Source organism: Sphingobium indicum BiD32 (genome assembly GCF_000382885.1).
Taxonomy (GTDB): domain Bacteria; phylum Pseudomonadota; class Alphaproteobacteria; order Sphingomonadales; family Sphingomonadaceae; genus Sphingobium; species Sphingobium japonicum_C.
On sequence record NZ_CAVK010000190.1, the window covers coordinates 1 to 2,062 of the forward strand.

2 protein-coding genes and 1 pseudogene are annotated in these 2,062 nt (G+C 52.0%); 1 reads left to right on the forward strand and 2 read right to left on the reverse strand.

Translation table 11 applies throughout. From position 1 onward, the window contains the following. A pseudogene (locus EBBID32_RS18030) lies at window positions 1-264 on the reverse strand (hypothetical protein); the annotation flags it as partial. Window positions 265-379: 115 nt separating this feature from the next. Between EBBID32_RS18030 and EBBID32_RS23730 the strand changes: the two are divergent. Continuing rightward, entirely contained in the window at window positions 380-1,153 is a 774-nt protein-coding gene (locus tag EBBID32_RS23730; protein ID WP_081628124.1) for a TetR/AcrR family transcriptional regulator, read from the forward strand. Window positions 1,154-1,352: 199 nt separating this feature from the next. Here the strand turns inward: EBBID32_RS23730 and EBBID32_RS18035 are convergent. Further along, on the reverse strand, window positions 1,353-2,062 hold a 710-nt coding region (locus tag EBBID32_RS18035; RefSeq protein WP_037491686.1), incomplete at its 5' end, for a helix-turn-helix domain-containing protein.

Below are 2,062 nucleotides of genomic sequence, written 5' to 3' on the forward strand. Positions count from 1 at the left end.
AGATGTGTATAACAGACAGATGCAGATGATCGCGACACCAAGTTCGCGCAGCCCGAGCGCAACCGACGGACTCATCCGGCCCGTTTCGATCACAGCGCGCTCAATGGGACCATAGCGCTCCAGCACCGCGGCGATCGCCTCTGACGTGCTGTCTACGCATTGCATTCCAACCTTGCGCCCATCGGCATCGACGACGCAGACGTGCGACGTTTCCATCGACAGGTCCAATCCGGCATAATTTCGGATCGAACGGTTCCGCAGCATAGCCACCTACTACGACAGGTACCCCAAGAACAATCTCGTCGCCATCAAGCTCGTCTGTACCCACATCTGCGCTGTGAAATCCGCAGCCCAGGCGGAGATACGACCTTTGAAATTTATGAATATGCCTGCGCACCTCCAATCTGACCCATACACATTCGATCGGGTATTTGGCTGCTGCGGATTTATCGACCGCTTGTCCGTAATCATTGAGAATACCCGAGGTTTCTGCCAAACTCCTCGCATGAGCAAAGATCGTCCCTACCACCATGGAGAGCTTCAGAGTGCGCTCCTTGACCTTGCCGTTGTTGAAATCGAACGGGTTGGCTACGGTAACCTTTCCCTTCGGGAAATGGCCGCCGCAACCGGGGTGTCTCGGGGAGCGCCTTATCGACATTTTGCTAACAGACGCCGTTTCCTGGAAGCCCTGATCTCTCATGGATTAAGGATGATTAATGACGGCTTGGCCCAAGCAGCCGAGCCTTATGAAGCGCCTATCGAAAAGGTACGTTCCGTATTTGATAGATACCTTCGGTTTTCCGAGGAGCATCCGCAATTATATCAACTATGTTTTGCAGCAGATATATTTATAGATCTCCCGGCGAGCGACGATTATATGCGAGACGTACAGAATAAGTTTAATATATTTTCTAATTATATATCTCTTTTGGTGCCGAAACATGATGAGCATTATTTAGAGGCTCTTGCAATTTCTTGCTGGTCTCTCCTGCACGGATTTGCGATGCTTTCGACCACCCGCCGCCTTCAACACATTTTGCACGATAAAAAGTACGATACTCTATGCAGATCATTTGTGATTGAAAAATGCCTTTCTTTGCCAAATGTTATGCCACGAGTGCGGCATGGAACTATGGTTATCGGCGCCGATTAGACCCCGATTACGAAGTACGCCTAGAAAGTTATGTAGATTATATATGGTGAGTTCCGCTATTCGTGATTTGGATAATTAGGCGTGCAATTTTCGACTTGATCATCTGTCATCCAACTCTGGATAAGTCATAGGAATTTAATGACATACAAGTCATATGCATTTTTGAGGGGAATAAAACTGACGAAGCCGTGATGACGCGCTATGACGAACGAGAGCTACGGAAGTCCGTTGGAGACAGCCCCACATGGCGGCTAAAGAACCGGGAAAAATAGGCCGGGTCCGGAAACCCGAGCGAGTAGCCGACTTCAGCGACCGTTAGATTTGTATAAAGTAGCGAGCGCCGTGCTTCGAGCAGAGCGCGCTGATTAAGCACTTGGGTCGGGGACATGCCGGCAACTTTCGAGCAGGCCAGGCGTAGGGTCGTTTCGCTCACCCCCAGCGTTTCGGCGTAGACAGAGACGGGCTCTCGTTCCCGGAACCTGTGCTCGATCCTCTCCCTAAGACGCGCGACGATTCCGGCATAATAGCCTGGTCTTCTAATCGGCCTGTCGTCTAGCGTAGCGTTGCGCAGAACAACGACGAGAAGCGAGAGAAGAGTTGCATCGACGGCTGCCCGGTGGCCCGGTGCCGACCATGCCAGTTCGCGCATAAGTTCCTGCACAAGACGCTCAGCTGTCTCCTTTTCGAAATGCGACAACGTTAGCGCTCTTGCGGCGTCAAATATCCGTGCAAGCGCGTGATCATGGCGCGCGAGGTCGCTAATGTATCGCGTCGACATCGTGACGACCGTTCCCGATGAATCCTCATCCCAGGAAAAGCCATGCACCACCGTCGCCGGTACGACCAGAAGGGATGGCGCTATAAAACGCAGCACCTGGCCATCGGCACGCATACTCCTGTCTCTTATAC